Annotated in this window: 4 protein-coding genes; 3 read left to right on the top strand and 1 reads right to left on the bottom strand. The window is 36.8% G+C overall.

Annotated elements, in window-relative coordinates:
• The 3 genes from AC3AX0_RS05920 to AC3AX0_RS05910 all read left to right on the top strand — a co-directional run.
• Positions 1-952: alpha/beta hydrolase family protein (locus AC3AX0_RS05920; RefSeq protein ID WP_487549383.1), on the top strand; the 952-nt coding region annotated here is incomplete at its 5' end.
• A 70-nt stretch (positions 953-1,022) separates the two neighbouring features.
• Positions 1,023-1,748 carry an ABC transporter ATP-binding protein gene (locus tag AC3AX0_RS05915; protein ID WP_487549382.1) on the top strand — a complete coding sequence of 242 codons (726 nt, stop codon included), beginning with the start codon at positions 1,023-1,025 and terminating at the stop codon, positions 1,746-1,748.
• The gene (locus tag AC3AX0_RS05910; RefSeq protein WP_487549381.1) at positions 1,745-3,430 is read left to right on the top strand and encodes a putative ABC transporter permease subunit; all 1,686 of its coding nucleotides are present in this window, start codon (positions 1,745-1,747) and stop codon (positions 3,428-3,430) included. The genes AC3AX0_RS05915 and AC3AX0_RS05910 overlap by 4 nt, the downstream gene beginning before the upstream one ends.
• A gap of 165 nt (positions 3,431-3,595) precedes the next feature.
• Here AC3AX0_RS05910 and AC3AX0_RS05905 read toward each other — a convergent pair whose 3' ends face one another.
• On the bottom strand, positions 3,596-5,335 hold the full coding sequence (locus tag AC3AX0_RS05905) for an ATP-binding cassette domain-containing protein (protein WP_487549380.1): 1,740 nt from the start codon (positions 5,333-5,335) through the stop codon (positions 3,596-3,598).
• Between the last annotated feature and the right edge of the window lie 324 nt (positions 5,336-5,659).

The raw sequence follows: 5,659 nt of genomic DNA, 5'->3' as shown, positions 1-5,659 counted from the left end.
TGCAGGACTCAACTTCAGTCTCTATACATTTAGTGAAGAGAAGCTGCCTGAAGGTCTACGGGAAGTGGATGTTGAATTCGGTCTTGAAAAGTGGAAGCTGCCGGGAAAGATAACCCTTCCTGAAGAAGAAGGAATCTATCCCATTCTAATACTGATACACGGATCAGGTCCAAACAATATGAATGAAACTGTAGGACTAAACGAACCCTTTAAGGACATTGCATATTATCTGGCAAAAAAAGGCATTGCAGTCCTTAGATATGACAAAAGAACCTATGCTCACATGACCACTATTACAAATTTTGAAGAATTTACAGTTTTCGAAGAGACCATAGAGGATGCTGCAGAAGCAGTGAAATTCGCTTCAGACCTTGACTATATAGACGGCAACAGAATCTTTGTATTGGGACACAGCCTTGGCGCCTATCTAATGCCTCGAATCGCAAAAGTGACTGATGAAGCCAGTGGCTATATAATGGCAGCAGGAATATATTCAAGCCTTGCGGACATCATTCCATACCAGATAGAATACTTAAATAATCTTGACGGAATGTTAACCGAAGAAGAACAGAAGCAGATAGATGAAACAGAAATCATGGCCTACAAGATGAAAAACCCCGACATGATTGAAGAAGGAGAGATAGTCTTTGGAGCACACAAAGCCTACTGGGAGGACCTTGCATCCTACGACCCGGTGGAAATGGCAGGAAATATTATAAAGCCAGTCTTCGTACTTCAGGGAGACAGAGACTACCAGGTTCCCGTAAGTGAATTTGAACTCCTCCGAGGCGCTCTTACCCAGAAGGAAAACTTCAAGTTCAAGGTATACGAAGGCCTTAACCATATTCTCATGTTCGGAACACAAACACCATCACCACAGGACTATTATGTGAAAAACACAGTATATCCTCCACTTCTTGACGATCTAGTAGATTTTATAAATAATAATTAATGCTAAACCCCTTTCAAAACAATTCCAAGGAGGAAAGACCGGCAATATTAATATCCAGTCTAACAATGCTATGTTAAAAATCGAAAATCTATCAAAATCATATTCAAAGGGAAACAAAAAAGCAGTGGACAATATTTCCTTTACGGCTGAAAGGGGCCAAATCTACGGTTTTCTAGGCCCCAACGGCGCAGGCAAAACAACAACCATAAAGATGATAGTGGGACTTTTGAAGCAAGACCAGGGAAGCATTCATATAGGCGGAAAAGATACCCTAAATGAAAGTCTTGAAACGAAGCTCATTACAAGCTATATACCGGACAATCCACAGGTTTATGAAAAACTCAAGGGAATCGAATACCTTAACTTCATGGCAGATGTCTACAATGTAGGCAAGGTAGCGAGAAAAGAGAGAATATCAAAATATCTCAGTCTTTTTGAACTTGAAGATGCTGTAAATGATCTTATCAGCTCCTATTCCCACGGAATGAAGCAGAAAATCGTGCTGACGGGAGCACTCATAAGCGACCCTGAACTTTTTGTTCTTGACGAACCAATGGTAGGCCTTGACCCGAAATCTGCTTTCAATCTTAAGAAAATCATGAGGGACATGTGCGACAGAGGCAAAACGGTATTCTTCTCAACCCATGTTCTTGAAGTTGCAGAGAAAATTTGTGACAAAATAGCAATAATTAATAATGGCAAGCTAATCGCTGAAGGAACAATGGATGAACTTAAGCAAAAAGCAGGAAAAGAAGAGTCTCTGGAAAGAATATTCCTGGAGGTAACGGAAAAATGAAAGAAATACTGTTTCTAACGAAGGTTAGTCTTATTAACAACTTCAATATACACAACCTTAATCCTAAAAACAGTAGAACAACTAGGGACAAGGTAAAGCCCCTAATATTCATATTTGTAATAATCGCCCTTATGCCTACCTATGTGTATTATGTTACGTTTTTGAGACAAATAGGTAAGGCCTTGCTAATGCTTAATCAGGAGCTATACTTTTCCACCCTTGCGCATTATATGGCATCAACAATGGTCTTTTTCTTCGGCCTTTTATATGTATTGTCATATTATTATTTCTCAAGGGATACGGAAATGCTCATCCCCCTGCCCTTGAAAGGAAGAACCATAGTAGTTTCAAAATTCATAACCATATTGGTATACGAATATGTTCTACTCGCCATATTTCTCATACCCATACTTGTTATAAACAAAAGTCTTGTAGGTGGAAATATCATCGTCTATATAATTAAATCATCAATGACATTTTTGCTGACTCCTGTTATTCCCCTTTCCCTTGCATCCATATTAATAATCATTCTGATGAGAACCACCAACATCAAGGGAAAAAAGGACCTCATAAGGCTCATATCAATGTTTCTCTTCATGTTTGTCATCCTTGGAATACAGATAGTCATTCAAAGAAGCATGGTTCAGATACAACCGGGACAGGAACAGGCATTCATAGCCACCCTGTTCAGCGACAACAAGGCTCTCATAGACATGACGGGAAGATATTTCCCTGTTTCTAAGTGGACTTCAATCAGTCTTTCAAACTCAGGAATTGAATCCATATTGGATTTCATCAAAATAGCCGCAGCAAATATAGTTGCCTTTGCTGTAATGATTGCAGTAAGTGAAAAGATCTATCTCGGTGGAATTATAGGTGGAAAGGAAGCACAGGCAAAGAAAAAGAAACTTACAAATGAAGAACTTGAAGAAGCTTCAGGAAGAGTTTCCAAAAACTATATAGCAATATTCAAGGCTGACATGAAAACTTTACTGAAAACACCCATATATATGTTCAATTGTGTCGGTATCGTAATAATTATACCCTTCGCACTCCTAGTAATGCCCTCACTCACCGGAAATTCTGGAGATATCGGAGAACTTGGAAACTATTATTCAAAGTATGAAAATTTCTTCACCTTCGGTCTTGCAGGCGGATTCATGTTTTTTGCCGCAATGAACCCCACTGCACCTTCAGCCTTTTCAAGAGAAGGAAAAACATTCTGGATAACCAGGATAATTCCAGTTAGAACAACAGACCATATAATAGGTAAAGGACTATCTCCACTTCTGCTTCAACTTTTGAGTGTTATAATTGTATCTGCTGGAATAAAGTTCTATATACCTGTAAATGCAGCGGGTATGCTCACCTCGGCATTACTTGGAATGGCAGGATCAGTTCCTCTTTTACTTACTGGACTTGCAGTAGACATTAGTCGTCCCTTACTTGACTGGGACAATCCACAAAGGGCTGTAAAGCAAAACTTCAACGTTCTCATATCAATGGGGATAGGATCACTGATAACTTTAGGATTGGGGATTCTTACCTTCTTCATGCTTAGAAATGATATATCTTCCATACTTATTCTGGCAACCGACCTGGTAATAATTGCAATACTTTCAGTATTATCATATAAGGTTCTGACAAATAGGATAGAAATGCAGTTGCGAGAGATGGAGTAAATGCGCAATTGACTCAAAATTGTTCTTTATTATTGAGTACAACAATAGAACTCTTCAGGAGATTTTGCATATTTCTATTTTCACTTTTCTAAGATATTAAAAATACCCCTATAAACGACAACTATATTAACCTGTCAAATCTAGGGGTATTCCAACTGTTTTTCGTTATATGGACTTTATTATCTCTTCCAACTCTTCAGACAAGACTCTTGCACCCTCGAAATCAGTATTCTTTAAAGCCAGAGCAATTTTCGTTTCAACTATCTTTTTCTTTTGCTCAATTAGCAAATAATCTTTATTGAAGTGATTGGCATAAATCATCTTTCTGAATTTACGCATACTCATCTTTCTAATGGTCTTGTCTTCGATTATTAAAACATAATCCATACAGTTTATTATGGAATAATAATCATGAGAAATCATAAGAATACCACCTTTATACTTCTCTATAGCTTCTTCAAGTGCTAGCTGTGAATAAGTATCCAGATGACTTGTAGGTTCATCCAAAAGCAGCATGTTTGCCTTGCTAGCAGAAATTTTTGCCAGTTGAAGAATGTTTTTTTCTCCACCTGATAGAGATTCAATCTTTTGTTCAATACCTTCTTCATCATATCCATATTCTGAAAGATATGTTATTATCTCAGTCAAAGTTTTAAATCCTGCATCGAAGAATTCTTTAACTATGGTATTAGACTCGGTTAATATTTCTCCCTGGTCCTGTGACAAATAAGCCATTTCAACATCATCATTTATATCAATATATTCATTGTTGTTTTTAAATATTTCCCTCAATATAGTCGTCTTACCTGTACCGTTTGGACCGATAAGAGCCACCTTGTCAGTGGATTTGATTTCAAAGTTTACATTTTCCAAAAGTATCTCATCAAAGGCAACACTATAGTCATTGACCTTAACGGCTACTGTTTCTTCTATTTCATTATTTGTAACCAACCTTATTTCCGGTTGTTTGATATCAACAAATGGAGCTTTGATTCTACGTGCTTCCAGTCTTTCCTGTATTTTCATTCTCGCCTTGAGAGAACTACCGATTGAAGAATCATCAATTTCAGTCGCCCAGTCTCTTAGTTTGATTATTAATTTCTCATTTCTCTCAATTTCCTCATTATCGGCTAGTGCAAGCTCCTGCAACTCAATTTTAGTTTGAAGCAGTGAAAGGTTATAGTCAACATATCTTCCATCAAATTCCTGGAGCTCCATGTTTTCAAGATGTATGATTTTATCAAAACAATGATTCAGCAAATACCTGTTGTGAGTAATAACAAGTATAATCTTCTTGTGAGAATTAATAAGCTTCTTAAGGGAATTTAGATTTTCAAAGTCTAAAAACACGTCCGGCTCATCCATTATCATAAGATCAGGATTGTTTAGCATTTCCTTTATTACTTGAACCAGTTTGAATTCACCACCACTAAGTTCAGATATCTTCAGATCCTTTTTCTTGATTAGATTTGCAAGATTCAGTTTCTTGTCTATATTGCTTTCAAAATCATCTCCACCAATCGCATCAAATGCATCCAATGCCTCCTGGTACTTTTCCAGTAAGGGATCCATATCTCTAGATGTTTCCATTTCAGTACAAATGAAAGCTATTTCATTTTGCAATCTAATAAATTCTTCACCTATATATTCGAATACCGTAGTATCTTCTGTTTTATCCAGTTGGGAGAACTGGCTCACATAGCCTATCCTGCAACTTGGGTCTATGTCCAAGTCCCCATCAAACATGTATCTTTCTGTATCCATTATCATGTCAACCAATGTACTTTTTCCACTGCCGCTTGTCCCAATAAATGCGCAATGCTGACCTTCTTCTAATGTGAATGAAATCTTATTGTACAGGTCTTTTTGCGGAAATGAATAGGACAAATTATTTACCTTTATCATTTTATTACCTCTCCTTTAAATAAAAAACCTATAAGAATAAGCTCTTCAATCTACAGTATCTCCAATCGCAGTTTTATAAATGATTATTTACAGTTGCAATTCACCTTAGAGTTTACCGTAGGTAGCATATCATTTTTGCCGGTTAATTACAATGTTTTTTAATTATGTCTACTAATTCATTTCCAACGCTTACATACATGAATTCTTTACTATAGCTTCTTGTCCTTTTAAATTAATTTAAAATTCTTATAGTAACATTTCCCGATTTCCACATATACCTAGTGAAAGGAGGTGATAACATGGCAATAGTATCTACTGAACTTG

This window comes from Dethiosulfatibacter sp., assembly GCF_983023055.1.
The sequence above is the reverse complement of the archived record's forward strand: the minus strand, read 5'-3'. Positions and strand labels throughout refer to the sequence as shown.